At 62.6% G+C, this 24957-nt stretch carries 27 protein-coding genes and 1 pseudogene; 11 read left to right on the forward strand and 17 right to left on the reverse strand.

Translation table 11 applies throughout. From position 1 onward, the window contains the following. Positions 1–44 precede the first annotated feature (44 nt). The 3 genes from NL532_RS10910 to NL532_RS10920 all read right to left on the reverse strand — a co-directional run bounded on the left by NL532_RS10910 (position 45) and on the right by NL532_RS10920 (position 2776). Entirely contained in the window at positions 45–1460 is a 1416-nt protein-coding gene (locus tag NL532_RS10910; protein WP_023672026.1) for an ATP-binding protein, read from the reverse strand. Between the two features lie 76 nt (positions 1461–1536). Next, positions 1537–2256, reverse strand: a complete 720-nt coding sequence (locus NL532_RS10915) for a response regulator (RefSeq protein WP_023672025.1) — start codon at positions 2254–2256, stop codon at positions 1537–1539. Beyond that, complete coding sequence (locus tag NL532_RS10920) at positions 2243–2776, reverse strand: MarR family winged helix-turn-helix transcriptional regulator (RefSeq protein ID WP_023683723.1); 534 nt, start codon at positions 2774–2776, stop codon at positions 2243–2245. Before NL532_RS10920 ends, NL532_RS10915 begins: the two co-directional genes overlap by 14 nt. Before the next feature lie 243 nt (positions 2777–3019). Between NL532_RS10920 and NL532_RS10925 the strand changes: the two genes are divergently transcribed. From NL532_RS10925 to NL532_RS10935, 3 genes are all read left to right on the forward strand, one after another. After that, the gene (locus NL532_RS10925) at positions 3020–3913 is read left to right on the forward strand and encodes a branched-chain amino acid aminotransferase (protein WP_023828112.1); all 894 of its coding nucleotides are present in this window, start codon (positions 3020–3022) and stop codon (positions 3911–3913) included. A 145-nt stretch (positions 3914–4058) separates the two neighbouring features. After that, positions 4059–4373, forward strand: a complete 315-nt coding sequence (locus NL532_RS10930; protein ID WP_023672022.1) for a hypothetical protein — start codon at positions 4059–4061, stop codon at positions 4371–4373. 230 nt (positions 4374–4603) lie between these two features. Beyond that, the gene (locus tag NL532_RS10935; RefSeq protein ID WP_023695789.1) at positions 4604–5242 is read left to right on the forward strand and encodes an MBL fold metallo-hydrolase; all 639 of its coding nucleotides are present in this window, start codon (positions 4604–4606) and stop codon (positions 5240–5242) included. Positions 5243–5307: 65 nt separating this feature from the next. Here NL532_RS10935 and NL532_RS10940 read toward each other — a convergent pair whose 3' ends face one another. The 3 genes from NL532_RS10940 to NL532_RS10950 form a co-directional block, all read right to left on the reverse strand. Then, complete coding sequence (locus NL532_RS10940; protein WP_023828111.1) at positions 5308–5733, reverse strand: BA14K family protein; 426 nt, start codon at positions 5731–5733, stop codon at positions 5308–5310. Positions 5734–5925: 192 nt separating this feature from the next. Further along, the gene (locus tag NL532_RS10945; protein ID WP_023672019.1) at positions 5926–6138 is read right to left on the reverse strand and encodes a cold-shock protein; all 213 of its coding nucleotides are present in this window, start codon (positions 6136–6138) and stop codon (positions 5926–5928) included. Between the two features lie 352 nt (positions 6139–6490). Continuing rightward, positions 6491–6703: a cold-shock protein gene (locus NL532_RS10950; RefSeq protein ID WP_006202520.1), complete on the reverse strand. Its 213-nt coding sequence runs from the start codon at positions 6701–6703 to the stop codon at positions 6491–6493. A gap of 484 nt (positions 6704–7187) precedes the next feature. Between NL532_RS10950 and NL532_RS10955 the strand changes: the two genes are divergently transcribed. After that, positions 7188–7601, forward strand: a complete 414-nt coding sequence (locus NL532_RS10955; protein ID WP_023672018.1) for a Kazal-type serine protease inhibitor domain-containing protein — start codon at positions 7188–7190, stop codon at positions 7599–7601. Between the two features lie 729 nt (positions 7602–8330). On the opposite strand, the gene NL532_RS10960 is transcribed toward NL532_RS10955, so the two are convergent. Next, complete coding sequence (locus NL532_RS10960; protein WP_023814998.1) at positions 8331–8597, reverse strand: hypothetical protein; 267 nt, start codon at positions 8595–8597, stop codon at positions 8331–8333. Continuing rightward, complete coding sequence (locus NL532_RS10965) at positions 8594–8863, reverse strand: hypothetical protein (RefSeq protein ID WP_023701590.1); 270 nt, start codon at positions 8861–8863, stop codon at positions 8594–8596. Before NL532_RS10965 ends, NL532_RS10960 begins: the two co-directional genes overlap by 4 nt. 323 nt (positions 8864–9186) lie before the next feature. On the opposite strand from NL532_RS10965, the gene NL532_RS10970 reads away from it, so the two are divergent. Continuing rightward, entirely contained in the window at positions 9187–9369 is a 183-nt protein-coding gene (locus NL532_RS10970; protein ID WP_023728228.1) for a hypothetical protein, read from the forward strand. A 203-nt stretch (positions 9370–9572) separates the two neighbouring features. Next, positions 9573–11207: a tetratricopeptide repeat-containing sulfotransferase family protein gene (locus NL532_RS10975; RefSeq protein WP_023724948.1), complete on the forward strand. Its 1635-nt coding sequence runs from the start codon at positions 9573–9575 to the stop codon at positions 11205–11207. A 7-nt stretch (positions 11208–11214) separates the two neighbouring features. Here the strand turns inward: NL532_RS10975 and NL532_RS10980 are convergent, their stop codons facing one another. Next, positions 11215–11568: a DUF1428 domain-containing protein gene (locus NL532_RS10980; RefSeq protein ID WP_023683729.1), complete on the reverse strand. Its 354-nt coding sequence runs from the start codon at positions 11566–11568 to the stop codon at positions 11215–11217. Between NL532_RS10980 and NL532_RS32180 the strand changes: the two genes are divergently transcribed. Beyond that, positions 11455–11820 (forward strand): hypothetical protein, encoded by a 366-nt coding sequence (locus NL532_RS32180; RefSeq protein ID WP_352460608.1) that lies wholly within the window; start codon positions 11455–11457, stop codon positions 11818–11820. The genes NL532_RS10980 and NL532_RS32180 overlap by 114 nt on opposite strands. Here the strand turns inward: NL532_RS32180 and NL532_RS10985 are convergent. Then, a pseudogene (locus tag NL532_RS10985) lies at positions 11727–12068 on the reverse strand (VOC family protein); the annotation flags it as partial. The gene NL532_RS32180 and the pseudogene NL532_RS10985 overlap by 94 nt on opposite strands. A 218-nt stretch (positions 12069–12286) precedes the next feature. Between NL532_RS10985 and NL532_RS10990 the strand changes: the two are divergent. Further along, a complete protein-coding gene (locus tag NL532_RS10990; RefSeq protein ID WP_023828109.1) occupies positions 12287–12901 on the forward strand; it encodes a glutathione S-transferase family protein in 615 nt (204 codons plus the stop codon). Between the two features lie 49 nt (positions 12902–12950). Here NL532_RS10990 and NL532_RS10995 read toward each other — a convergent pair whose 3' ends face one another. The 4 genes from NL532_RS10995 to NL532_RS11010 form a co-directional block, all read right to left on the reverse strand. Next, positions 12951–13124 carry a hypothetical protein gene (locus tag NL532_RS10995; protein WP_023672009.1) on the reverse strand — a complete coding sequence of 58 codons (174 nt, stop codon included), beginning with the start codon at positions 13122–13124 and terminating at the stop codon, positions 12951–12953. A 147-nt stretch (positions 13125–13271) separates the two neighbouring features. After that, positions 13272–14798 carry an ABC-F family ATP-binding cassette domain-containing protein gene (locus NL532_RS11000; protein ID WP_023828108.1) on the reverse strand — a complete coding sequence of 509 codons (1527 nt, stop codon included), beginning with the start codon at positions 14796–14798 and terminating at the stop codon, positions 13272–13274. A 339-nt stretch (positions 14799–15137) separates the two neighbouring features. After that, on the reverse strand, positions 15138–18308 hold the full coding sequence (gene uvrB / locus NL532_RS11005; protein WP_023828107.1) for an excinuclease ABC subunit UvrB: 3171 nt from the start codon (positions 18306–18308) through the stop codon (positions 15138–15140). A 122-nt stretch (positions 18309–18430) separates the two neighbouring features. Then, positions 18431–19696: a hypothetical protein gene (locus NL532_RS11010; protein WP_023828106.1), complete on the reverse strand. Its 1266-nt coding sequence runs from the start codon at positions 19694–19696 to the stop codon at positions 18431–18433. Positions 19697–19842: 146 nt separating this feature from the next. Here NL532_RS11010 and NL532_RS11015 point away from each other — a divergent pair, with 146 nt between their 5' ends. Beyond that, entirely contained in the window at positions 19843–20889 is a 1047-nt protein-coding gene (locus tag NL532_RS11015) for a CapA family protein (RefSeq protein WP_023754564.1), read from the forward strand. A 46-nt stretch (positions 20890–20935) separates the two neighbouring features. Then, the gene (locus NL532_RS11020; protein WP_023828105.1) at positions 20936–21898 is read left to right on the forward strand and encodes a DUF3137 domain-containing protein; all 963 of its coding nucleotides are present in this window, start codon (positions 20936–20938) and stop codon (positions 21896–21898) included. 115 nt (positions 21899–22013) lie between these two features. Here NL532_RS11020 and NL532_RS11025 read toward each other — a convergent pair whose 3' ends face one another. Both NL532_RS11025 and NL532_RS11030 read right to left on the reverse strand, forming a co-directional pair. After that, positions 22014–22508: a YegJ family protein gene (locus NL532_RS11025; protein ID WP_023828104.1), complete on the reverse strand. Its 495-nt coding sequence runs from the start codon at positions 22506–22508 to the stop codon at positions 22014–22016. Between the two features lie 99 nt (positions 22509–22607). Beyond that, complete coding sequence (locus NL532_RS11030; protein WP_023733335.1) at positions 22608–23123, reverse strand: hypothetical protein; 516 nt, start codon at positions 23121–23123, stop codon at positions 22608–22610. Positions 23124–23409: 286 nt separating this feature from the next. Here NL532_RS11030 and NL532_RS11035 point away from each other — a divergent pair, with 286 nt between their 5' ends. Further along, the gene (locus NL532_RS11035; RefSeq protein ID WP_155923215.1) at positions 23410–24042 is read left to right on the forward strand and encodes a hypothetical protein; all 633 of its coding nucleotides are present in this window, start codon (positions 23410–23412) and stop codon (positions 24040–24042) included. Positions 24043–24160: 118 nt separating this feature from the next. Here the strand turns inward: NL532_RS11035 and NL532_RS11040 are convergent, their stop codons facing one another. After that, positions 24161–24397: a hypothetical protein gene (locus NL532_RS11040; protein ID WP_023733333.1), complete on the reverse strand. Its 237-nt coding sequence runs from the start codon at positions 24395–24397 to the stop codon at positions 24161–24163. Positions 24398–24957: the final 560 nt, after the last annotated feature.

Below are 24957 nucleotides of genomic sequence, written 5' to 3' on the forward strand. Positions count from 1 at the left end.
AAGGTGGTTTTTGGCCGAGCCCCGCCTTCCAGATCATGCTTTGGTCAGGCGGGCACCTTGATTACCGCCCGCAGGCCGCCGAGCGGGCTGTCTTCCAGCATGATGTCGCCGCCATGGCTGCGGGCAATATCGCGGGCGATAGAGAGACCAAGGCCGGTGCCGCTGGCGTCTAGGTTGCGCGCCTCGTCGAGCCGCACGAACGGTTTGAACACGTCTTCGCGCTTTTCCGGCGGGATGCCCGGACCGTCATCGTCGATGGTGACGACGAGTGAGCCGCGGCCGTGATCGGCGCTGATCTCCACCGTCTTGGCATAGCGCAAGGCATTGCCGGCGACATTGGACAACAGCCGGGCGAAAGCGTGCGGGCGCACATGCACGTCCGGATCACCGGCAAGCACGGTCGATAGCTTGCGCTTGTGCAGCGACGCCTCCTCGCCGAGCTTTTGGAAATAAGCCTCGAGATCGAAATGGCCGGCATCTTCCGACGCTTCGCCGCGGGCAAAGGCGATATAGCCTTCCAGCATCGACTGCATGTCGTCGATGTCCTGGTTGAGCGCGGCCTTGGTCTCGGGCTTGCCGCCGGCCAGCGCCAGCTGCAGCTTGAAGCGGGTGAGGATGGTTCTGAGATCGTGGCTGACGCCGGTCAGCATGGCGGTGCGCTGTTCCAGCTGGCGTTCGATGCGCTCGCGCATCTGGATGAAGGCAAAGCCGGCCCGGCGGACCTCCTCGGCGCCGCGTGGGCGGAAATCGCGCGGCATCGGCCGGCCCTTGCCGAAGCTTTCGGCGGCCTCGGCCAGAGACAGGATCGGCCGGATCTGGTTGCGAAGGAAGGGGATGGCGATCGTCAGCAGCACCAGCGACGTCCCGACCATCCAGATCAGGAAGATGTGGGTGTTGGAGGCATAGGCCTGGCTGCGGCGCACGAAGACGCGCAGCACCTTGCCCTCGAGCTGGATGCGGACCTCGACGATGTTGGAATTGCCGACCGTGTCGATCCAGAACGGGCGGTTGATCTGGCGGGTGATCTCGGTGGAAAGGACGTCGTCAAGGATCGAGAAGAAGGGCTTGGGTCCAGGCGCCGGCAACGGGTCGGGCGGCAAGAGGTCGACCTTCAACTGCATGCGGTCCTGGGCGATGCGGATGATGTTGGCGTAGTCGCCATCATGCGGATAGGTCTCGATCATGTCGATGATCGCGGCGATGTCGCGCACGGTGGCCTGCGACAGGCGCTGCGTCACGGTTGCCCAGTGGCGTTCCATGAAGTCGAAGGCGACGACCGACTGCAGAAGGATCATCGGCGCGATGACGATGATCAGCGAGCGGGCATAAAGCCGCTTGGGCATATAGAACGCAACCAGCCGCCAGAACCGCTTCCAGGCACGCGGCATTGCTTTCAGCGCGCGTGATACGCGCGCGCCAAAGCCGCCTTGTTCCGGCCGTTCCAGTTGCGTGGTCGCCATTTATCCTTCCGCTGGGTCAATGGCCGCTGGTCGATGGCCACATATCTATGGCCAAAGGGCGGCCGTCAGCGGCATTCTATTCCACGCTGAGCCGATACCCAATACCGCGCACCGTCTGCAGCCAGACCGGATTGGACGGATCGCGCTCGATCTTGCGGCGCAGCCGGTTGATCTGAACGTCGATGGTGCGCTCGCCGACTTCCGAATCGTCACCGACAAGCTCATGGCGCGGGATGGTTTCGCCGGCCCGCGCGGCAAAGATCGCCAGGATCTCCTGCTCGCGGTCGGTCAGCTTCAGAGCCTCGCCGCCCCGCTTCAGCTCGCGCCTGGCGATCTGGAAGGTGTAGGGGCCGAAGACCAGCTGCTCGACCTTGGGCGTCGTCGCCGGGCCGCCGCGGCGCAGGATGTTGTTGATGCGCAGGATCAGTTCGCGCGGGTCGAAGGGCTTGGGCAGATAGTCGTCGGCGCCGGCCTCGAGCCCGGTGATGCGGCTGTCGGTTTCCGATAGCGCGGTGAGCATCAGGATCGGCACGTTCTTCTCCGCCCGCAGCGCCTTGGTGAGGTCGACGCCGGTCTCTCCGGGCATCATGACGTCGAGGACAAGGAGGTCGAAGTCGAGCCCGGCGAGCTTGCGCCTGGCCTCGCCGGCATTTCCGGCGACAGTGACGCGAAAACCGTTTTCGGTCAGATATTGCTTGAGCAAATTGCGGATGCGGGTGTCGTCGTCGACCACAAGCAGATGCGGCGCATCATCGTCCGGCGCTGTCGGCTGGTCCACCCTCTCAATGGTCTCCATGGCTTTTCCCTGACATGTTTGCAGGCACAATGTCGATCTGCGCCCTTAGTTCCGGATTGACCATGGCTTCCAGGAATCGTTCGATCAAGGGGCGCTCGCTGGCTCCGGAATCTTCCAATGCAGCACGGATGCGGCGTGACTGTGGCCGCGCCAGGGCCAGCGCCAAGGCGCGGCCCTTGGCTGTCGGATAGAGCTCCCGCTGGCGGCGGTCGCGCGGACCCTGCAATTGCACGATATGGTCGGTGTCGATCAGTTGCTTGAGCACCCGCGCCAGGCTCTGCTTGGTGATCTTGAGCACGTCGAGCAGTTCAGCGACCGTCAGTCCCGGCCGGCGGTTGACGAAATGCAGCACCCGGTGATGGGCGCGGCCAAAGCCGTAATCGGCCAGGATCTGGTCCGGATCGGAAGTGAAATCGCGATACGCAAAGAAGAACAGTTCGATGATGGCGAAGTCGATGCCGTCCTCGTCGGTGATCGGCGTCTTGATCGGTTTTCCGGCAGCTGGGCTTCGATCCGTCATCATTTCTCCGTCCATAGAGGGAAATATGTCAGTACTATTGACGTAATTCCCCTGCAATGGTAATTTTTGGCAAGCTTTTGGGCGGATTGCGAACGAAAAGGGAAGGGAGTGCGGTTTTTCCGGAACTTCCTGAGTTTGCCAGAGTTCGATTCTCCGCTTACGCTTCAAGGGCCGCCCGACGCGGCTGTCGCGCAACAAAAACAACACCAATGATATGCGGGTCGCCGCCCGCGGGAGGTTTCCATGGCATCCGTTCCCTTCGACCAACTGGACGGCTTCATCTGGATAAACGGCGAGTTCGTCAAATGGGCCGACGCCAAGATCCACGTGCTGACCCACGGCCTGCACTATGCCAGCGCCGTCTTCGAGGGCGAGCGCGCCTATGGCGGCGCCATCTTCAAGCTCAACGAGCACACCGAGCGTCTGCATGAATCGGCGCGCCTGCTCGGCTTCAATATTCCCTATTCCGTGGCCGAGCTCAATGACGCCTCGACCACGCTTCTGAAGAAGCAGGGTTTCCAGGACGCCTATGTCAGGCCGATCGCCTGGCGCGGCAGCGAACAGATGGGGGTGTCGGCGCAGCACAGCCGCATCAACTGCGCCATCGCCATCTGGCAATGGCCGAGCTATTTCGACCCGGCGCAGAAGCTCAAGGGCATCCGTCTCGATCTGGCGGAATGGCGCCGGCCCGATCCGCGCACCGCGCCGTCGAAGTCGAAAGCCGCCGGCCTCTACATGATCTGCACCATGTCCAAGCATGCCGCCGAGGCCAAGGGCTATGCCGATGCCATGATGCTCGACTGGCGCGGCCAGGTCGCCGAAGCAACGGGCGCCAACATCTTCTTCGTCAAGGATGGCAAGATCCACACGCCGAAGCCCGATTGCTTCCTCGACGGCATCACCCGCCGCACCGTCATCGGCCTCGCCAAGGACCGCGGCCTTGAAGTCGTCGAGCGCGCCATCATGCCTGAGGAACTCGAAGGCTTCGAACAGTGCTTCCTCACCGGAACGGCAGCGGAAGTGACGCCGGTCTCCGAGATCGGTCCGTACCGATTCGAGGTCGGCGAGATCGCCAAGACTTTGATGAACGACTATTCTGCTGCGGTGCAACCTAAGCATGCGATAGCCGCAGAATAACGAAAGTCACAGCTTTTTTCGCAAGCAGGGGCGGTTTTGAGGCCCGCCCCTTTATTTCAGCATCTGTGCATTTGACTTTCGTACAATTCAGCGTCTCATGATGGTGTCGGCCCGGGAGGCTGGCAGCTATGGAGGGACTAGGTACATGGATACGAATACGCTCATTGCGCTCGTTGTACAGGTAATTGCAGGTGTTGTCGGTGGTCAGGCGGTCGGCGTTGCGCTGAAGAATGCGGCGATGGGCCAGTTGACCAAAATCCTCGGCGGCGCGGTTGGCGGCGTTGGCGGGGCGGCGATCCTCGGCAGCCTGCTCGGCGGCACGGCCGACCCGGCAGCGGCTGCAACGGCAGCGGGCGGATTGGGCGATACGCTGAACCTCAAAAACCTGCTCGGCGGCGCCGGCGGCGGCGCCATCCTGACCGGCATCATCGGTGCGGTCATGGGCGCGATGAAGAAGTAAGCCTCTAGATCATTCACCGTTTCACGGCGAATGATCTAGTTTGTTGTTTTACCCAATTCCGGACGGAAAACCGCTTTACACTTTTCCTGGAATTGCTCGAGACTCAGGCTTCGTCAAATGGGCGGCCGTTGGGCCGCCCATTTCTGTTTTGGGACGGACTGTTTGCCTTTCAGCAGTGGACGGCCTTCGCCCGCGCCTCTACATCACGCTGGAACAGCGAAAGGACAATCATGGGTCAGCTCAATGCCGGCATCGTGCCGGTCACGCCTTTCCAGCAGAACTGCACCATCCTGTTCGACATGGATGACAAGCATGGCGTCGTCGTCGATCCGGGCGGCGACATCGACAAGGTGCTGGCGGTGCTGAAGGACAATGCGATCACCGCCGCTGCGATCTGGATCACCCATGGCCACATCGATCACGCCGGCGGCGCCATGGAGCTGAAGGAAGCACTCGGCATCGAGATCATCGGCCCGCACGAAGCCGACAAGCTATTGCTCGACAATCTCGAGAACCAGGGCCAGCGCTACGGCATTGCCGGGGCGCGCAACTGCGTGCCCGACCGGTTTCTCGCAGAGGGCGAGACGGTTTCGTTCGGCTCACATATGTTCGAGGTGCTGCACTGCCCCGGCCATGCGCCCGGCCATGTCGTATACTACAATCGCGCGGCGAAGTTCGCTCATGTCGGCGACGTGCTGTTTCGCGGCTCGGTCGGGCGCACCGACCTGCCGGGCGGCGACCATGCGGCGCTGATCGCCTCGATTAAGAACAAGCTTTTGCCGCTCGGTGACGAGATCGGCTTCATCTGCGGCCACGGCCCGGGTGGCCGCTTTGGCGAGGAGAGGCGGACCAATCCCTTCCTGACTTAGCGATGTCTTTCTGCCAAAAAAAAGCGCTGGCCTTGCGGTCAGCGCTTTTTGTGGGACAGGGAAGCTCAATTCGCGACGCAGAAATGCTGCTCACCGTCATTGCCGGTGAACGTGCCGCTGCGGGCATTGAAGCTCCGGTAGCGGTCCGAGCAGTATTCGTACCAGTCGCGGGTCCACGGCTCGGCATAGCGGTCGGCATAGACGACCCGCGGTTCGGCATAGTAACGGCGCACCGGCGCCGGCCGCACTTCGCGGTAGTCGTAATCGTCATCATAGCTGCTGTAGCGCGGCTGCGGGTTGCTCAGCGCACCGGCGATCAGAGCGCCGGCCGCAAGGCCGACGACACCGGCCGCAATCGCGTCGCCATTATGATGACGACCATGGCCATGATGCCAGCGGTTCCAGTCCTTGGCATTGGCGGCAGGCAAGGTGGCGAGGGTGGTCGCGGCGAGAGCGGCGCCCAGGATGGCGGTCTTGAAAATGCGATTCATTTTGGTCTCCTTCGTGCCGGCCCGGATAGTTTTCGGGGATGCGGTCCAGCCTAGGGGACGATTAATAGAAGACCGTGGCTGAACGGGGGCTGAACGGAATTGGCTGATACGATCCAGTTCTTGCGGCAAAACCAAGCGCGTACGCAAGGCGCTCCGCCTCGTCAATCTCCGTCCGGACTGTCTTGAGCCAGCTTAGCCGACCGACAGGTTGACGGCCTTCGGACCCTTGCCGCGCTTGTCCGGCTCGGTGTCGAATGTCACTTTCTGTCCATCCTCCAGACCGGAAAGACCCGAAGCCTGCACGGCCGAAATATGAACGAAGACATCCTTCTGCCCGTCGTCGGGCGTAATGAAGCCGAAGCCTTTGGCATGATTGAAGAATTTGACGGTGCCGGTCTGCGGCATGGGAAGCTCCCTTTGATCCCATAAAGTCCAGTTTCGGGCCGGCAAATGCCCGAAGGGAAATTTGTCCTTTATTTTAGCGCTATCGGCAAGAGAAAGTTTTGGCGACGGCGGCAACGCTGAAGGCTGGTCAAATAGATCGTGGCACCGAAGGCAATTCGCGCCAGACGATTGCTCCGGCGATCAGCCACGGCATTGACCGATAAAGCGTCCTTTGCCTCCGGCGACGGCGGTCATGAAAAAGGCGCAACGGGAAACGTCGCGCCTTCGAAACTCTGGACGGCTGACAAAGCCGGTTCAAACACGCTTTAGGTGCTTTTTCGAGCGCCCTGACGGGCGCGCGGGCACCGCCGGTTCAGGCCGCGCGGAGGTTGACCGCCTTCGGACCCTTGCCCATGCGGTCGGGTTCAACGTCGAAGGTGACCTTCTGGCCGTCGACGAGGGTACGCAGGCCCGAGGCCTCGATCGCGGAAATGTGGACGAACACATCCTTGGCGCCGCCGTCGGGCGTGATGAAGCCGAAGCCTTTGGTCGCGTTGAAGAATTTAACGGTGCCGGTCTGGGCCATTGGGGAAACTCCTTCACCCGTGTCAGTCTTATGGTTTGCCCGCCGCCTGGCATCGTGGGCAAGTCCCGGTGGTTGCTTCGGCAGTCCTGCATTTGCGCATGGTAAAACCCCCCGCCGAAAATGGGGCCGTCAGAGATTCACAGTATCGGGGAAAGGTCGTCCAAAACGTTCCGCTCTCCGGGTCGCAAATGCCCGAACACAAAATTTATCGCACGGAAACGTGATCGTTGCAAGATAGCGCCGCGGGCCGCGTCCATCGACGCATCCCAACGAAGGCGCTTCGATAAACCTGGGTTCTTAAGAGTTCATCAGCCAGAGCCCGGCCACGCATGGTCCAGCGGTTTGGTCCAGGGCCAAAGCAATGCGCGGGCCGGGCATCGCATGGCTCCCGCGCCGCAAACGGGGGTTGCATTTGGCAAGGGAATGGCGAGGATCGACAGGCGCGTTTTGCGCCGGGGACGGGGGTCTCGAGGGAGGCATATTCATGAGATTTCTTGCGACGATCTTCTCGCGCCAGGGTTTTACTATTCTCTTCCTGTCGGGTCTTCTTGCGGCCTGCACCGTCGTCGTCGATGACGGGCCGGGACCACGTCCGCGCCCGCCACGGCCGGAACCGGAATTCTGCACCAGGCAATACGAGCCGGTCTGCGCGCGGCGCGGCGGTGACCGCCAGACCTTCGCCAATGCCTGCCTTGCCGAACGGGAAGGCTACCGCATCGTTCGCGACGGCCCTTGCCGCGACGGCGGCGGTGGTGGCGGTGGTGGCGAAGAGCCGACATTCTGCACGCGCGAATACGCCCCGGTCTGCGCCCGCCGCCATGGCGAGCTGCGCACCTTTCCCAACGCCTGCGAGGCCCGTGCCGCCGACTACCGCGTCGTCGAGGACGGCCCCTGCTGATTTTTCCTTCTCCCCTGTCGGGTGAGTCCGCCGGAGGCGAATTCACCGTCCCACTGGCACGATAAAAAAGGCGGCGAATGCCGGGACCCTGCGAAGCAGCGGGGACCGGGCGGGTGGACCGGACCACCCTTGGTCCTTCGCAGGCTCAGGGCGTTCGAAACTCGAAAAGCCAACAATTGGCTTTTCGTCTGCTGCGCGGACCGCTTCTCACCCCCAAGGGAGAAGGCAAGGTCGCGGATCGGAGTGGTTGCCTACGCCGAATACGCCCCGTCGGCCGGGCCGGCATAAAGCTCTGCGCCGTCCTCGTCGCAAATGCGCAGACGGTCGGGGATCTGCGGCATGGCGAGGCTGTGGAACAGCGCGGTGGCGCCCTGCAGGGCGGCGCGCAGGTTCGGCGCGTCCAGCGATACCTTGTCGAGCGTGGCTTCGTCGACGTCGCGCGAGCGGCTCGACGAAGAACGTCAAGCAAGCCTCCGTTGCAGAGTTTTGCGCGAGATCGTCAGTCCGAGATCGTCAGTCCATTGCCGGCAGGTGCGCCAGGCGCGCCCTGCCTGGTCAGCCCTTCGACTTCGGCTTCAGGCTGCTCTCGGCTGCTTGACCGAGGAACCGAACGGGGAGGCGGCCTTGGCCACCACCTTGTCTTTCTTGGGCTTGCGCGTTTCGCGATTGCTGCGCTGCTGACCCTTGGCCATCCGTCTGCTCCTTCGTACGTGCTGGGTGGGTGCGGTGTCAGACGGCCGGGCTGTCGGGGACAGCCGGGGCGTCCGCCACTTCGAGGTTGTCTTCCGTGGTGACCCGCTCATAGGTCTCCTCCTCGCTGCGGATGCGATATTGCGGCGAGCCATCCTTGACCGGCAATCTGCTCTTGATCTGAAACAGCTCGGCGGTCTGCTGGGCGAGCCCGCTGCGGCTCTTCATGCGCACGGTCTGGCCGATGGCGAAGAGGTGCGAGGGCGTATCGGTGCGCGGACGCGCATTCTGCTGGAAGCGGATCATGCTGCGTTCTCCTGGTCGCGCCTCAGCGCTGTTTCGAGTTCGAGGTAGTCGATGGCGACAAGCTGGCTGGTGGCCGGGTTCTTCACCGCCCTTGCCGGCAAATGGATGAAGGTGGCGACGCGACGCCAGGCAAGCCGCGACATGCCCTCGATCAGCTCTTCGTCGTGATCGATGTCATAGTCGCCGGCCGGCAGTTGCCCTTCCAGCCCGCTAAGCACGAAGGGTGCCGCGAAATGGGCGATGGAACGGGTGGTGCGATCCGGCATTGGCTTGGCTCTGGTTCGTCGATGCTTTCCGGCATCAACCGGGAACTCAACCATCGGCGATTGGAATGAGTTTGGCGGGTCGAGTATCTCCGACGCCGCTATATGCCAAGCTTGACCCAAAAAACGATCTCAGATCAATAATCCGAAATTGTTGGTTATTCAAGCTGATTTCCGCCGCGGCTCGACCGGTATAAAAAATTTCTCGTATAAACCCCTAATAAATCTGCTATTGTGGAACAATATCAGCCAATTTCTTATTTTGAGAGCATCGGAATAATTATTCCGGTGCCCCTAAGATTATTTTTTACGAAAGGCAAAAATATATGAGATTCATGAAAACGCCGGATCGTCCGACCGCAACAATCGAGCCAATCGTCCTCTTCCCCAAGGCAATATCAGTGCGCCTGACGATAAGAAGCGACGAAGCGGCACGGCGCAAGATTGCCGACACCGACGGCACGCTACGGCGGGAGCGCCGGCTCGCCGAGAGCCACCGGCTGATTTGAACGCTACATTTTCCTGGAATTCCTCTAGAGTTTCGAAGAGGTCCGCGCCCTTGGCGAGCCCACTCTTCCCTTGAACCTGCAGCGCCGATGGCCTAGATCGCGGCAAGCGGACAAAACACGGCAGGTTTCCCATCAACAGAGATCAGAGAAGAGCGGCGGGTGCTGGAGCTGGCGGACAGGCGCCGCTGGGCCTCGACCAATATGTGCAGCAGGCGCTGCAGCTGCATCAGGCCGGGCGCCGGCAGGAGGCCGAGACGCTGTACCGGCAGGTGCTGGCGCGCAAGGCCAATCACCCGGCAGCGGCGCATTTCCTGGGCCTGTTGCTGCACCAGACCGGGCGCAGCCCCGAAGGGCTGGAGCTGATCGAGCAGTCTGTGCGTCTGCAGCCGAAGAATCCCGATTTCCTCAACAATCTCGGCACGGTGATGCGCGATCTCGGCCGCGTTGCCGCGTCCGCCGATTTCTTCCGCGGCGCGGTCGATCTCAAGCCCGACCAGCTCGCGGCACGCGACAATCTGGGTTCGGCGTTGAAACAGCTCGGCCAGTTCGAGGCTGCGGAGGACATCTATCGCGGCACAATCGGGCGCAATCCCTTCCATGTCCGCGCCCGCATCGGGCTTGCCGAAACGTTGCAGGAAGCCGGTCGTCTGGATGAGGCGCTGGCGACCTTTCGCGAGGCGCTGACGATCCGGCCCAAGGATGCCGACCTGTTGCATGGGCTCGGCGTCGGGCTGATGGAAAAAGGCAAGCTCGATGAAGCGGCAGACCTGTTTCGGCAGGCGTTGGCGATCACGCCAGGCATGGCAAAGGCCTGGCTGATGCTGACGCAGGTCAAGCGCCAGAAGGAGCGCGACGCCGAACTCGCCGGCATGGAGGCCCAGCATGCCAAGGCGCCGGCCGACAGCCTGGCACGCATGCAGCTGTCCTTCGGTCTCGGCAAGGCCAATGACGATTTGAAGGACTATAACAGGGCCTTCGACTATTTCGCTGAAGGCAATGCGATCCGCCGCAAGGGCATCGATTATGATCCGGTCAGGACGCGGGCCGAATTCGAGGCGATGAAGACGGTGTTCAACGCCGGCTTTTTCGAAAAGCACAAGCCAAGTGCAATCTCCGACGACACGCCGATTTTCGTCGTCGGCATGCCGCGCTCCGGCACCACGCTGGTCGAACAGATCATCGCCAGCCATCCACAAGTCTATGGCGCGGGCGAGCTCAGCATGTTGAAAACCGCGGTCGGCAAGCAATTTCCGCTGACCATGCCGGGAGGTTTCCCCTGGGGACTGGTCGATGTATCCGACGCGGAGTTTGCGGAGGCGGGCCAAGCCTATCTCGACATGCTGCATGAGCGCTATCCCAACTTCAGGCATGTCACCGACAAGATGCCCGGCAACTTCCTGCTCATCGGCTTCATCCATATGATGCTGCCGAAAGCCAAGATCATCCATTGCGCGCGCGATGCGGCGGCGACCTGCCTTTCGATCTACAAGGTGCATTTCCGCGGCGACAACCACCGCTACGGCTATGATCTGGGCGAGCTCGCCGATTTCCACAACATCTACACCGACATCATGGCGCATTGGCACGATGTTCTGCCGGGCGTCGTCCATGACGTGCGTTACGAGGATTTCGTGGCCGACCAGGAGGGACAGACGCGGGCGCTGATCGGGCATCTCGGCCTGTCCTGGGACGACAAGGCGCTGTCGTTCCACGAGACCGACCGCCCGGTGCGCACGGCCTCGGCCGCGCAGGTGCGCCAGCCGATGTATCAGGGCTCGGTCGATCTCTGGAAGCGCTATGGCGACAGGTTGAAGCCGCTGCTGGACAAGCTGGACTGAGCAGCGGCTAAAGCTCGATGAAGGGCTGGAAGCCGCCGAAGATCATGCGCTTCATATCGAAGGGCATGGGCCCCAAATCGGGTGTCAAACGGGGATCGGCCATCACCTTGGCCATTACCGCGTCGCGGCTTTGCCTGGACGAATAGACGGCCCAAGCAAAGACGACGATCTCGTCGTCTTTTGCCTGAACGGCACGCGGAAACGAGGTCAACTCACCATAGGGCACGTCGTCGGCGATACATTCGACATAGGCGAGCGCTCCGTGTTCCTTCCATATCGGGCCTGCGAGGTTGGCCAGCTTCTTGTAGTCATCGATATTTGCCTTCGGCACGGCGAGCACGAAACCATCGACATAGGACATCAGGTTCTCCTTGGAGTATCTCACAAAGCTCCTTACCGGCGTCAGCCGGTGAGGAGCTTTGTCAGCAGTGGTCAGTCTTTCTTCGCCGGCGCGTTCATCGCCCATTCGACCCCGAAGGGATCGCGCATGTTGCCCCACTGGTCGCCCCAGAACATCAGCTGCAGCGGCACTGCGACTTCGCAGCCGGCATCGACCGCGCGCTTCCACCAGTCATCGATCTCGTCGGCGCCGAGATGGAGCTGCATGGTATAGCCCTGCGGCTTGACGGCAGGCATGCCGTTTTCGGGGTAGAAATCGGAAATCATCAGCGTCGAGCCTTTGATGTGGAGATGGATGTGCATGGTGCGGCCCTGGTCATCGGGCGGATAGAAGAACACCTGCTCGGCGCCGAAGGCCTTCTTGTAGAACTCGGCGGCCTTGAAGGCGCCGTCCAGTTGCAGATAGGGGGTCAATCCACCGAGAACTTTCGCGGCCGGCTGAATGGGGGTCTGGTCGGTCATGTCTTGTTCCTCTTTGGGTTTGGTCTGGGCGCTTGGTTGGCCTTGCGAAGCCTAGGACGAACGAGGCGGCGGCGATCCTACATGTCTGATGCGATTTTCTGGGCCGATGCGATTTTTGGGGTGAAATGAACTTGCGTCGGCGGCGCCCAATCAGAGCGCAATCCTCGGTATGAGCAGGCTAGAAAAGGGGACTGCTTCTCCAACCCGCTGAGACGACAATGATCCTCTATTACCAGACCCATTCGCCCTTTGCGCGCAAGGCGCTCGTCTTCGCCCATGAGGTCGGGCTTGCCGACCGGCTCGAGGTCATTCATCACGAGACCAGCCCGACCTTGCGCAATGCCCGTGTCTACGCCGAAAACCCGCTCGGCAAGGTGCCGGTGCTGCTGCGGCCGGATGCGTCGCCGCTCTTCGATTCCGATGTCATCTGCGACTATCTCGATACGCTGCATGATGGCCGCAAATTGCTGCCGCAGGACGGCGAAGCGCGCTGGCAGGCGTTGCGGCTGCAGGCGGTCGCCCAAGGCCTGGCGCAGACGGGCATAGGCCTGCGCTGGGAGACGGAAAGGCGGCCCGAACAGTTGCGCTATGCAGCGCTTGCCGAAGGCTACCGGGAAAAAATCGAGGCCAGCTATGACTGGATCGAAAGCGCGCTGGACGACGAGACATCGCTCCATGTCGGCCACATAGCGCTTGCCACCACGCTGTCCTGGATGACGTTCCGCCAGCTGCCGTCCTTTCGCGCGCGGGCGCGGCTGACGCGCTGGTTCGAGGCGTTCGAAAAGCGTCGATCGATGCAGGCGACGCCGCTGTCTGGCGATACGCATGACTGAGCAACGGTCGCCCCGTGGCGACCTGCATCGATCTTTCCCGACCGCATGGTCAGGGCGCCCTGCAGATCCGCGGGCCGTTTTGCGCGTCGATGAGGATTTCCGGCCAGCCGATATCCTTGCGCAGTTCGATCGGCAGGGCCAGAAGCTCGCGCTCGCTGCGATAGCGGGCGCGGTTCTGTGCGTAACGGGCGGCGACGCGGCCTATGGATGACAGGATGGACATGATGCGTTCTCCTCAGATGAAGCCGGCATCATCGTGTCGGCATCCCAAGGACGCAGCAGGTTCAGGCGATCCGACAGAGCGCTGAAAATATTCTGGGAGATGTGAAACCATGGGCCGCAACACAGTGCGGCCCATGGTGGTAGTTCCTCAGCCCACCGTTTCAGCCACCGAGCGGAAGAAATCCTCGGGGTCTTCGACTTCGGTCAGCTTCCGCTTGTCGACCAGCCAGAAGCGGTTGCCGACGGCGCGGATGAAGGAGCGGTCATGCGAGGCGAGCACACAGCTCGCCTGGTGCTTGAGCAGTTCCTCCTCCAGCGCTTCCTGGCCGTCAATGTCGAGATGGTTGGTCGGCTCGTCCAGCAGGTAGAAGTTGGGGTGGGTGAGCCTGAGCGCCAGCATCATCAGCCGCGCCTTCTGGCCGCCGGACAGCACACCGATCTTTTTCTCCTGCATCTCAATGACCACGCCGGCGCCGGCAAGCAGCGAGCGGGCGCGTTGCTCGCCGACATCGTAGCGGTGCGAGACCAGGGCCAGCGGCGTGTCGTCGCCACTGATGCCGGCCAGCGCCTGGTCGCTGTAGCCAAGCACCGTCGACGGCGTCACCTTGACGTTCGGCACCGTGTCCGGCTCGGCGATGGCGTTGCGGATCAGATCGACGAAACGCGACTTGCCGACGCCGTTGCGGCCGAGCAGCACGATGCGGTCGCCCTGGCAGATGTGGCGCTTGCCGGTCTTGAACAGCAGCGTGCCGTCCGGCGTTTCCACTGCGGCGTCATCCAGCGTAATCAGCACCTTGGCATGGGTGCCGCGGTTGGCCAGCCGGATCGCGCCGGCCGATTTCTCGCGATGCGCCGATACCGCGGCGTCTTCCAGCTTCTCCGCCCGTTCCCTGAGTTGCTTGGTCTTCACCGTCAAAAGGTCGCTGCCGGAATTGATGCCGATGTTGTTGAGCTTGGCGGCCTGCTTGCGCAGTTGCTGCGCCACCTTCATGTCTCGCTCGAACCGGCGCGCCGTCGAGGCGTCCAATTCGTCCAGGGCCTGCCGCGCCCTGGAATAGGGCAGTGCAAACACCGGCGAGTCCTCCGGGCGCAAGAACAGCGTGCGGTTGGTGACGGCATCGAGAAAGGCGCGGTCGTGACTGGCGATGACCACCGGCACTTCGCGCGGCAGGGCGTTCAGCCAGCTTTCCAGCTGGCTGATCTTAGCGAGGTCGAGATGATTGGTCGGCTCGTCGAGCAAAAGCACATCCGGATCGGTGACCCAGACGCGGGCGATCAGCGCCAGCCGCTGCCATCCGCCGCTCAGCGCCTGCATCGGCCGTTCGCGCATCGGCTCGGGCACGTCGAGCGAATCCAGCACCACGTCGACGCGCCACATCTCGCTGTCGGCCTGCTCGGCCGGCAAGGCATCGGCCACCACCTGATGGAAGCTGCGGCTGAGAAGGGCTGGCGGAACCGACTGCTCGACATGGCCGACACGCAGGCCGCGCGTGCGAGAAATGTCGCCCGAGGTCGGCTCCAGCGCGCCGGTCAGGCATTTAAGCAAGGTCGACTTGCCGCGGCCATTGGCGGCGACGATGCCGAGCCGGTCGCCGGCGCCGATGGTGAGGTCGAGATTGGAAAACAGCGGCGCACTCATGGTGACGCCGAGGGATTTGAGGCTGATCAGGGCCATTGCGATTTCTCTGGTCTTGCCGGAGACAACTCCGGATGCACTTTGACGGTGTGCTTGCCGGCCGTCAGGCTCAGCTTTGCGCACCACGAAGGGCAGACCAAAAAATCGAAACGGGAAAAAACCCGTGATGTCCCTGGTCAGCCCTGCAAGCGAACTCGCAGGGCCGAAATCGGGCCACGCTGACGATGGTGATCGATAGACACGCAGCCCTCCTTTCAAGACAAAACTTTGAGTGTGTGGAGCGATTACACCAAAGGCGGGGGTGGAGGCAAGTGGCGACGGATGCGGCGGTGGTGGAGCGCTCTTCCCTTCTCCCACAAGGGGAGAAGGAAAGAGGTGCTATTTCCCCGGCCGCCCCGTCTTGCCCGGCCGGCGCTTTTCGCGGCGGGCGTCGCCTGGGTCTTCGTAGGAGCCGATGCCAGCACGCTGGCGAATGATTGGCTTGGGGGAATCGTCGCGATCCTTCGCGCCCCCCTCTGTCCTGCCGGACATCTCCCCCACTTGGGGGGAGATGGGGTTTGGCTTGGCCGGCACTTTTCCTTCGACCGGCTTTTCGGTCCGCCGCACGGTCATCTCGTCCAGCGAGTTTTTCTTGAACAGCGGCTTGGTGGCATCGCCCGGAATGCCGAAGTCGGAGCCGTGCGCCTCTTCGGCCGACTGTTTCTTGAACAGCGAGCGCGATACCGCTCCGGCCGGTGTCGGCATGTCGGTGCCTGGGCCCATGTCGTCGATCGAGGGCTTGGCGAACAGTGGCTTCTTTACCGGCACGGCGCCGTCGGCACCCATTTCGTCGAGCGCCGGCTTGCGGAAGAGGTTGGACCGGGCAGCCCTGGCCGCCTCTTCAGCCGCGCGTGCGTCGTCGAACTTGCGAAAACGCTCCTGTTCCTCAGCCGTACGGTGCTTGGCCACGCCCTTGTTGTGCTTGCCCTTCTCGCGGCCGGAGACCGGGCTTTCCATGTCGGCGTATTTGGCCAGAGGGTCTTCCGAGATGGACAGTTCCATCTCGCGCAGCCGCTTGATCTCGTCGCGGATGCGGGCGGCCTTTTCGAAGTCGAGATTGGCGGCGGCGTCGCGCATCTGCTTTTCCATGGCGTCGAGATGAGCCTTGAGATTGTTGCCCATCATCGCACCGGCGCCGTCGGTGAACTGCGAGATATCGGCGCGGACATGGTCCTTCTCGTAGACCGAATCCAGAATGTCGGAGATGCGCGACTTCACCGATTCCGGGGTGATGCCGTTGGCCGCGTTCCATTCCATCTGCTTTTCGCGGCGGCGGTTGGTCTCGGCCATCGCCCGCTCCATCGAGCCGGTGACCTGGTCGGCATAGAGGATGACCTTGCCGTCGACGTTGCGGGCGGCGCGACCGATGGTCTGGATCAGCGACGTCTCGGAGCGCAGGAAACCCTCCTTGTCGGCGTCGAGGATGGCGACGAAACCGCATTCGGGAATGTCGAGGCCTTCGCGCAGCAGGTTGATGCCGACCAGCACGTCGAAAGCGCCGAGGCGGAGATCGCGCAGAATCTCGATGCGCTCCAGCGTGTCGATGTCGGAGTGCATGTAGCGAACGCGCACGCCTTGCTCATGCAAATATTCGGTCAGGTCTTCGGCCATGCGCTTGGTCAAAACGGTGACCAGCGTGCGGTAGCCGGCGGCCGTGGTGTCGCGGATTTCGCCGACGACATCGTCGACCTGGCTTTTCGCCGGGCGGACTTCGACCGGTGGATCGATCAGGCCGGTCGGGCGGATGACCTGCTCGGCGAACACGCCGCCGGCCTGTTCCATCTCCCAGGCGCCGGGTGTCGCAGAAACCGCGACGGAGAGCGGTCGCATGGCGTCCCATTCCTCGAAGCGCAGCGGACGGTTGTCCATGCAGGAGGGCAGGCGAAAACCATACTCCGCCAGCGTCGCCTTGCGCCGAAAGTCGCCACGATACATGCCGCCGATCTGCGGCACGGTGACGTGGCTTTCGTCGATGAAGACCAGCGCATTGTCCGGGATATATTCGAACAATGTCGGCGGCGGATCGCCCGGCTGGCGTCCCGTGAGATAGCGCGAATAGTTCTCGATGCCGGCGCAGGAGCCGGTGGCTTCCAGCATCTCAAGATCGAAGCGGCAGCGCTGTTCGAGCCGCTGTGCCTCCAGCAGGCGGCCGGCGCGCTCGAGCTCGACCAGCCGGTGCTTGAGCTCCTCCTTGATCGACTTGATCGCCTGGTTGAGCGTTGGACGCGGCGTCACATAGTGCGAGTTGGCGTAGATCTTGACGCTCTTCAGCTCGCCGGTCTTCTGGCCGGTGAGCGGATCGAATTCGGTGATCGCCTCGATCTCGTCGCCGAACATCGAGATGCGCCAGGCGCGGTCCTCAAGGTGGGCCGGGAAGATTTCGATCGTGTCGCCGCGCACGCGGAACGAGCCGCGCACGAAATTGATGTCCTGGCGCTTGTACTGCTGGGCGACGAGATCCGCGAGCAGAGCCCGCTGGTCGAGCCGGTCGCCGATCTGCATCTGGAAGGTCATCGCCGTGTAGGTCTCGACCGAGCCGATACCGTAGATGCAGGACACCGAGGCGACGATGATGACGTCGTCGCGCTCGAGCAGCGAACGCGTGGCCGAATGGCGCATCCGGTCGATCTGCTCGTTGATCGAGGATTCCTTCTCGATGAAGGTGTCGGTGCGCGGAACGTAGGCTTCCGGCTGGTAGTAGTCGTAGTAGGAGACGAAATACTCGACCGCATTGTCGGGGAAGAATTTCTTGAACTCGGAATAGAGCTGCGCGGCCAGCGTTTTGTTGGGCGCCAGGATCAAAGCAGGGCGCTGCGTCTGCTCGATCACCTTGGCCATGGTGAAGGTTTTGCCGGAGCCGGTGACGCCGAGCAGCACCTGAGTGCGGTCATTGTTGTCGACGCCCTCGACAAGATCCTTGATGGCGGTCGGCTGGTCGCCGGCCGGCTCGAAATCCGACACCATCTTAATGGCGATGCCGCCTTCGGATTTTTCCGGGCGGGCAGGGCGGTGCGGCGTCCACAGCACGCCGTCCTTGTGCAAGGGGTTGCCGGATTCGATCAGCGCCGACAGCGCCGCGACCGTCGCGGTGACGCTGCCCGAGGCCATCGTCTCGGCGTCTTCCAGAGAGATGTCGAGACCGGCGACCGGGTTGAGGCCGGCGGCGGTGCGTTCGCGCGCCGTTGCCGCGCCACCCATCGAGGTCCCGCGCGAACTGCGGCCGGGGGCGGTTGAGCGTTCCGGAATCTTCTTCGCCACCTTCGGCGGCTTGGCGCCGCCGGAACTACGCCCTTCCTTCTCGGCCTCCTGCTCTATCTGCTCTGCCCAGTCGGCAATCGAGCCGCTCAGCGGCGTGCCGGTGAAATCGGCTTGCGGCGCTTCGGCGAAGCCGCCCTTGTGCAGGGGCTCCGAGGCATAGAGGAAATCGGTCAGCGGGCTGCGCCGATTGGGCGGCGAAGCGCTGTCGTCACCCGCCGGAGACGGTGTCTTTTTCTCGGGAAGTTTAGCCATGCCCCAAATATGGGCAGAGTCCGCCAAAATGGAAAGAGTGCAGTGGCAAGGGACACTAAGCGGGTCGAAGCTCCTGACACAAGGGTGTCAGGAGCTGTGTCACGCAAAGCCGGGCCACCTGCTCAATTGAACCACAGCGCGAAGGTCAAAAACCCACCGCCACCGAACTGACGCTGGATCTGGTCGAACTCGCCGCTGGTCACGATCTCACCGCTCTCGAGGTAGGGCGCGATGGCCGGGCCGGTAATCGACAGCACGAGGTCGAAAGGCTTCGGTTCTTCGAAGAAACGCTTCATGTTGATGCCCTGGCCGGTGCTGGCCGTGATGCGGAAATGCGGCAGCAGCTTGCGGCCTTCCAAAAGGTCTTCGGCCATGGTCAGAGTGGCGAGCCAGGCCTCGACCTGCTCCTCGCCGACTTCGAGCCCGGTGAGCGGGTTCTCGCCCTTCTGCTGCGGTCCCGGCAACCATTCGCGGTCATTGTCGGTCTCGGCGCGGATCGCCTTCCAGTCCTGGCGCGACAGCCGGATCATTTCGAGCAGATGGCGGCGCGCCGCTTGACGTCGCTCGGGCTCGACCACCGGCCAGTTGACGAGGTGAACCATGGAGATGAAATCCGCGATGCGCCATTCCGATGCGAAGATGCTGCTGCCCATGTCCCCGGCGGGAGGCACGAGAATGTCCTGCAGCGGCAGTTTGGCGCGCGGGAACAGCATGTGGAACGAGCCGTCGAACATGGTCCTGAAATCATGCGCCAGCCAGAAATCGGCCTGCGCCATCAGGAATTCGGCATAGCCCTGCAGCCAGAAACCGTCGGCCCGGTCGAAGCGGAATGTGAGCGAGGGAGCGGCGCCGTCCGACGAGATACCGCCGCGCGACAGCGAGGCCATGATCGCGGCCATGCTTTCATCCGGCGCGATGGCACCGTCTTCGTTGAGATCGATGCCGGCATGGGTGAGGTCGACGACCATGCCGATATCGGCATCGGCGGGTACCGAGCCCAGAGTGGCCGCGGATGTCTCCAGCCGGTCGCGGAAGGCGACCAGAATGGCGCGGAACTGCTCATAGGTCAGCGGTTCGGGATTGGGATTGTCCGGAATCGGCAGCCGCATCAGCGGCAGCATGAATGATTGCGGGCTTTCGAACCCGTGGCGGTGCAGACCGCCGGCGAGGATTTCCAGCGCGGTGAAGAATTCGCCGGCCCCGGCGGCATAGGCTGACGCCGGATCGCCCTGGGCTGCAGCCTCGAGCGTGGTAAGCGCGGCGTTGCGCTCGGTCACCGTTTTGGCCTCGAACAAAGCGGTTGCCGCTTTGGGCGCGGCAGCGCGGGCCGAAGATAAAGGCAGCAACAGGAGGAGGGCGGACGCCAGCAGGCCTGCAAAACGTGTCATCTCATCCCTCCACTATGCGATGCGCAGACATTACACGCATTTGGCGCCGTGTCTGCCGGCGGCAGTGTTTCAAGGACTGACGGTCGACACTTCCCGGGCAGACCGTCTACACAAGCTAACCGATTGGGCAAACGATTGGGCGTCGCGTGTCGAACTATCCGCTTTCCTACAAACTGTCATGGCTGCCGCGCTTCCTGAAACCGTCTCTCGGCGGCGATGTCAGGGATCTCGCACCGAGGGCGGCGACGACGATCATCGATCCGCCGCCGGGGCGGAAGGTGCGGCTGGCCTTTGTCGGCGATATTTCGGCGGTGGCCAACCGTAGTGCGCCGGAGTGCGATCCGGAAATCGCAAAGCTCTTGGGCTCAGCCGATCTGGTGATCGGCAATTGCGAAAGTCCGGTCGTCGAGCGGCCGAGCGTGGCGTTTGGCACGCGGCTTGGCACGCACCATGCGATGAGCGAGCGGTTTCTTGCCGCGGCGCTTGCCGCCGTAGGCATCGCGCGTGAAAAGCTCGTGCTGTCGCTGGCCAACAACCATGTGCTCGACCAGGGCGTCGCCGGTTTCGACGAGACGGCTGCGGCGCTGAAGCGGCTTGGCATCCGCACCATCGGCACCGCGAAAAAAGGACCGGTCGAGCAGGTCAAGGCCGGGCCGCTGACGATCGGCTTTGCCGCCTTCACACTGTGGCGCAATGGTGACGCCGGGCCATTCACCGAGCTTGTCTCGATGCAAGGCGATCCGGCGGCATGGCCGAGAGGCGCGGCCGACAAGAACATCGATCTCACCTGTGCGGTGCCGCACTGGGACTGGGAGTTCCGGCATTTTCCGCAGCCGCAAACGCAAACGCTGGCGAGGTTGCTGGCCGGTCACGGCGTGGGGCTGATTGCCGGGCACCACGCCCATGTCGTGCAGCCGGTGCAATGGGTCGGCAAGACGCTCGTGGCTTACGGGCTTGGCGACTTCCTCGGCACGGCGCTGGCGCGGCAGCCCTGGCCCGGCCGCATCGCCGGCATTTTCGTCGTCGATGTCAGCGCCGATCTCGGCATGCGCGGTGCGATCGCCGGGTACCGGATGCATCCCTTCATGCGGCTGCGCGCAGGCGGGCATGAGCGGCTGGTTCCGGTCGAGGCGCTGACTGGCCGGGTGAAGGGCAAGGTCCAGGCCAGGCTGAAGGCGATCTTTGGCGACTGACAACTTTCCCGTTATCATAGGTATAATAGGACTTTGCGAGGGGGCGATGGAAGCAGCTGAGTTCATGCCTGATGAAGCGGTGGTCGCCGGCATCAGGAAGAATATCGAGATCTATGAGGCTGGACGGGCTTCGGCCTGCCGCCAGGTGCGCTGGCGGGTGCCGGTGTTTCTGGGGCTGCTGCTGGTTTTTGTCGTGCTGGTGGCCTGGCTGTTCAACAAGGTCGCCGACTTGAACGAGCAATGGTTCTCGACGCCGCATGTGTTCCTCTATGCCGGCGGTTTCTTCGCGGCGCTGCTGCTGTACTTCCTGGCGATCAGGCCGGCGACGCGGCTGCAGCAATCGTTCCGTGACACGCTGCTGCCGATCATCTTCGGCTTCATCAGGGATGTGCGCTATCAGCACAGCGTGACGCCGAATTCCTTCGACCGGCTGCCGCGCGCCGTGGTCGGCAACCGGCAGAGCTTCGACGACATCGTGTCAGGCCGCTACGAGGATTTTCCGTTCGAGCTCTACGAGGCGGAGTTGCGCCAAGGTTCGGGCAAAGGCTCGTCGACGGTCTTCAAGGGCGTCATCGTTGCGTTCGAAACGATCGCGCCGTTCCCCGGCATATTGGTCGCGACGCGCCGCAGCAACGCGGTGGTCGGTTTCTTCCGCGGCATCTTCGCCGGCAAGATGCAGGAACTGTCCAGCGGCGATCCAATGCTCGACGGCGACTACGAATTTCGCACCGACAATGTCGCCGCCGCGCAGCCGCTGGTGAGCGGCCGGTTGGCGCAGGCGCTGAAATGGCTGCACGAGACATGGCGCGATGATCCGGCGCGGGTGGCACTTAATGGCAGCGATGGTTTCCTGCTTTTGCCGCAGCCGAAGAATTTCTTCGAACTGCCCGCCATTTCCGTGCCGCTCGATTACACCAAGCACATCGCGCCGATGATCGCCGATATGGGCGCGATCCTGGCGACCGCGGCTCTGGTGCGCAAGATCGGCGCGACGGATGGCGAGGCCTAAAGCGCCGCGCGTCGAAACGAATTCATGCGACGCGCTTCAGGTCTTGTTTTCATGCATTCGTTGCCCCAAAACGGCGGTCCTGTTTGGGCGCATGCATTAGTCAGGCTGCCGCGCGTCAGCAGGCGAAGCCGTAGTTCTGGCGATAATATTCGACGTCTTCTTGCGCCATCGTCTTGAACATCACGCAGACGGTGAAGCTGCCGACCTGGCGACCGTTTTTGGTGTAGCCCCAGTCGGAAATATCGTCCCGGTTGAATTCGAGTTCCTGGCCGGCCACGACATTGTGCACCGCTTGCGGCTCATTGGCCAATGTTCCTGCAAATCCGGTCGAGGTCTTGTGGAAGGGGATGATCCAGAAATGCTCCGAGGCGTCTCCGTCCCTGACCTCGACTTTCAATTTGTAGCTGGTTGTCCCGGCTGGCGGCGCATCCGACAAGGACAGGAATTCATCGAGGCTGGCGCGCGCCTGCGCAATGGCCGCCGCCATGTCCGGATCGTCCCTGGCGACCCCTACAACCTTGTCGCCGCCCTGGCCGGAATCCTGCGCACCGGCCGGAATCGGCGCCAACGCCAGCATCAGGGACAGCATGGTTCGAACTGCATGCTTCATGAAATGGCGCTCCTGCGTGTCGATGCTGACACCATCATGCATCTATCTGGAGTTTTCAACGGCAGTGCGACAGCGTGGTATGGTCCGGCGGCAGGCCGCTCACAACCCGCTCGGCACCAGCCCTGCCAGCCAGTTCGCGGACCGCTTGGCCATGCCGACCGTTGCCGACGCGACGCGGCCGAGATCTGTCTTCACCACGGCGTAGCCGTTCCTGGTGCGGTAGAGCACGCCTGTTCCGCCATCGACCACTTGCTCGTAGGCGACGGGCCGTGCCGCTGCTGCCTCCATGGCCGTCGTCGGGGAGCCGACGGAAACGCTCGGCCGATGGCTCAGTTCCGGCGGCAACGGGGTTTGGACATTCCGGCTGGCCGGCTTCAGTTCCGGGCGGGATGCGGCCGCCGCCAGTTGCGAAGAAGACGCCGACCCCTTGCTGCGGCATATGCCGGAGACCAGCGGATAGTCGAAGTTCTTCTGGTGCAGCATCTGGCTTTTCATCGCCGCTTCGCAGTCGGCGATGGTCGCCCACTTCGCCGGCGTCTCGCCGATATATTCGCAAAGCTTGGCGTCGCAGTCGCAGCCGACAATGGTCATGGCGACAAGGGCGGTCTTGAGCACGGTCTTGTCCTTCGGATTGCCCCCCGGCAGCCAGTCCTTCCATCGCGCGCGAACAAGGCGGGATTTTGGCCGCGATCACGCGATGAGCCGGGGGATGCGTTTTTCGGGTACGGCTCACTATAGGTGGATTTCGAGACACCCGGTAGCAGATATGGCGGGGGCGTGATGCATTTGCAGGAAGAAGCCTGAATAAATCTTGTCGGCTATGGCCGCGACAACTGTTTCTTGGCCCGGTTTTCTACTACGATACTCACGGGGCGATACAACAATATAGGAGGGGTTTGTCATGGGAAGAATTGTCCGGTCCGCCGAGCCTGTGCCGAAAAGGGATTCAACGCTCGAGGGCATTCCAGGCGATGCTCCGCTCGGCGTCGACGATGACAAGCAAGAAGATCAAGGATCGAAAGGCGGCGACGGCTATCTCGACCGGGTTGCGAAGTACGTGCCTGCCGAAGTCGTGGCATTTTTCATCTTCGTCAACTCCATCCTGGTCAATGCCACTGAGCAGCCGGTTGCCAAGGCGTTGACCGATGCGGTGGCGGAAGAGACCAAAGGCAATCCGGGGGACATTCCGGGTAAGGTGCAGGCAGCCATCTATAAGATTGAAATGGCCGGTATCAGCGTCTGGACCATTTCATGGATCATGTTGATCGTCGCGCTGGCGATGACGCCGGTGTATCTGAAATCGGTCAGCGATTCAGCCGACAATGCGGAGGCTCCGGGAGCCAACATCGTCATGTCGATGCTCGCCTTCCCATTCTGGGCCTATGCCGTCAACGCGCTGGCCCTCAGGCCATGGCATGACGGTGCGCTGGCCAGCATCATGCTCGCCACCTTCACGCTCATCAGCGGCGCCATACGGCCGGAATATATAAACGCTGGCCTCAATTTGATCCCGGGCATCGGCCCGAAGAAGTAGCTTGGCCCGCCGGGCAGGCCGCGGTGCAGGGCGCGGCTTCAGTTGTAGACGCGCTCCAGCCTCGCGCCTGCTTCGAACAGCGCCGGCAGCACGATGTGCAGCTTGCGCACGGCGACGATCAGCCCGGTGCGACGGGTGGCCGGATCGATCGGAACGGTTGGCTGAACAGCGCCCGGGCGCCTTCGGGCGGAGCGAAGTCTGCCGCCGAAAGCACGGTGAGCATGATCGCGTCATTGCCACCGATCTCGACGAAGGACACGCCTCTGTCGATCAGGCGCGGGATCATGTCGGTGAATTGCTGATCGCGCCTGGTGATGAAGATGGTTCCGTCAGCGCCGAAATCTCGTTCCAGCAAAGTATCGGCTTCTTACGCGTCGCTTCGCCGACCGGACCTTGGCCCAAAAGACAGTCGGCGCCGGGATTTCTCCCAGCGCCTCCCTGTCAGATCAGGACACGGTCGCGGCAGCAACTTCCGCAAAGTCGTCGCGCCATGCCGGCCTTGATTTTGACGGTCCTGCCAGTCACCGCCCGAGGGCAGTGCCCGTTCCAGACCACGCCGTTCTCCACCCTTGCGAGCTTCGTTCGGCGCGCCATCGAAGGTTTTCGCCGTCCTTCATGGCAGCATCGGTCCGCCGTTGGCGTTCGCACGCTTTCCGCGGCCCCGTAGGTCTCGGCATCCGTCCCTCCAACAGGCAAGCCTGCTCTCGCTTCGGGCCGTACGGGCCTCAGGAAATCCGCCTTTTCGCTTTGCCTTTCGGCGTGGCGATCGGTAGCCGCCTGAGATGGGCTAAACTTACGCCGGGTAAGGGTTTTGGGGAATGGGCGTGAGCCTGTGGATAACGGGATTATCGGGGATCGTTTGCCACAAAGCTCGGAATTTCGACTCCAGCTGCATTAGACAGCCCGCCCGCTTTT

Origin of the sequence: Mesorhizobium sp. C120A (assembly GCF_030323105.1) — a bacterium.
GTDB lineage: Bacteria > Pseudomonadota > Alphaproteobacteria > Rhizobiales > Rhizobiaceae > Mesorhizobium.

Excerpts from the sequence above, each read along its gene's own strand:
- NL532_RS10910 (WP_023672026.1), bottom strand. The coding sequence starts at position 1,460 with ATGGCGACCACGCAACTGGAACGGCCGGAACAAGGCGGCTTTGGCGCG.
- NL532_RS10915 (WP_023672025.1), bottom strand. The coding sequence starts at position 2,256 with ATGGAGACCATTGAGAGGGTGGACCAGCCGACAGCGCCGGACGATGAT.
- NL532_RS10920 (WP_023683723.1), bottom strand. The coding sequence starts at position 2,776 with ATGACGGATCGAAGCCCAGCTGCCGGAAAACCGATCAAGACGCCGATC.
- NL532_RS10925 (WP_023828112.1), top strand. The coding sequence starts at position 3,020 with ATGGCATCCGTTCCCTTCGACCAACTGGACGGCTTCATCTGGATAAAC.
- NL532_RS10930 (WP_023672022.1), top strand. The coding sequence starts at position 4,059 with ATGGATACGAATACGCTCATTGCGCTCGTTGTACAGGTAATTGCAGGT.
- NL532_RS10935 (WP_023695789.1), top strand. The coding sequence starts at position 4,604 with ATGGGTCAGCTCAATGCCGGCATCGTGCCGGTCACGCCTTTCCAGCAG.
- NL532_RS10940 (WP_023828111.1), bottom strand. The coding sequence starts at position 5,733 with ATGAATCGCATTTTCAAGACCGCCATCCTGGGCGCCGCTCTCGCCGCG.
- NL532_RS10945 (WP_023672019.1), bottom strand. The coding sequence starts at position 6,138 with ATGCCGCAGACCGGCACCGTCAAATTCTTCAATCATGCCAAAGGCTTC.
- NL532_RS10950 (WP_006202520.1), bottom strand. The coding sequence starts at position 6,703 with ATGGCCCAGACCGGCACCGTTAAATTCTTCAACGCGACCAAAGGCTTC.
- NL532_RS10955 (WP_023672018.1), top strand. The coding sequence starts at position 7,188 with ATGAGATTTCTTGCGACGATCTTCTCGCGCCAGGGTTTTACTATTCTC.
- NL532_RS10960 (WP_023814998.1), bottom strand. The coding sequence starts at position 8,597 with ATGATCCGCTTCCAGCAGAATGCGCGTCCGCGCACCGATACGCCCTCG.
- NL532_RS10965 (WP_023701590.1), bottom strand. The coding sequence starts at position 8,863 with ATGCCGGATCGCACCACCCGTTCCATCGCCCATTTCGCGGCACCCTTC.
- NL532_RS10970 (WP_023728228.1), top strand. The coding sequence starts at position 9,187 with ATGAGATTCATGAAAACGCCGGATCGTCCGACCGCAACAATCGAGCCA.
- NL532_RS10980 (WP_023683729.1), bottom strand. The coding sequence starts at position 11,568 with ATGTCCTATGTCGATGGTTTCGTGCTCGCCGTGCCGAAGGCAAATATC.
- NL532_RS10990 (WP_023828109.1), top strand. The coding sequence starts at position 12,287 with ATGATCCTCTATTACCAGACCCATTCGCCCTTTGCGCGCAAGGCGCTC.
- NL532_RS10995 (WP_023672009.1), bottom strand. The coding sequence starts at position 13,124 with ATGTCCATCCTGTCATCCATAGGCCGCGTCGCCGCCCGTTACGCACAG.
- NL532_RS11000 (WP_023828108.1), bottom strand. The coding sequence starts at position 14,798 with ATGGCCCTGATCAGCCTCAAATCCCTCGGCGTCACCATGAGTGCGCCG.
- uvrB (WP_023828107.1), bottom strand. The coding sequence starts at position 18,308 with ATGGCTAAACTTCCCGAGAAAAAGACACCGTCTCCGGCGGGTGACGAC.
- NL532_RS11010 (WP_023828106.1), bottom strand. The coding sequence starts at position 19,696 with ATGACACGTTTTGCAGGCCTGCTGGCGTCCGCCCTCCTCCTGTTGCTG.
- NL532_RS11020 (WP_023828105.1), top strand. The coding sequence starts at position 20,936 with ATGGAAGCAGCTGAGTTCATGCCTGATGAAGCGGTGGTCGCCGGCATC.
- NL532_RS11025 (WP_023828104.1), bottom strand. The coding sequence starts at position 22,508 with ATGAAGCATGCAGTTCGAACCATGCTGTCCCTGATGCTGGCGTTGGCG.
- NL532_RS11035 (WP_155923215.1), top strand. The coding sequence starts at position 23,410 with ATGGGAAGAATTGTCCGGTCCGCCGAGCCTGTGCCGAAAAGGGATTCA.